The 253-nt window shown below is 45.8% G+C and carries 1 protein-coding gene; it reads left to right on the top strand.

Annotated features, from left to right (window positions below; translation table 11 throughout):
• The coding region (locus CWC11_RS21305) for a lysophospholipid acyltransferase family protein (protein ID WP_502704820.1) at positions 1–253 on the top strand (253 nt) is incomplete at both ends.

The raw sequence follows: 253 nt of genomic DNA, 5'->3' as shown, positions 1-253 counted from the left end.
ATCCACTTATGGAGTTTTTTATGACCCGTGGGCGACTGCGCTCAAATGAGTATTTAGTCACAAAGCGAGACGTCAAAGGGTTATTGAAAACGCTCTCGAGCAAACGCGTTTGCTATTACCTGCCTGATCAAGATTATGGCCGCAAGCGCTGCGAGTTCGCACCTTTCTTCGCCGTCCCTGATGCTGCAACTACAACTGGTACTTTATTATTTTCTGCGAGTAAAAAGGCTGAGACTTTAAGCTTACACTGTAC

The organism is Pseudoalteromonas sp. S3178, from assembly GCF_005886985.1.
Classification (GTDB): Bacteria; Pseudomonadota; Gammaproteobacteria; order Enterobacterales; family Alteromonadaceae; genus Pseudoalteromonas; species Pseudoalteromonas carrageenovora.
The sequence above is the reverse complement of the archived record's forward strand: the minus strand, read 5'-3'. Positions and strand labels throughout refer to the sequence as shown.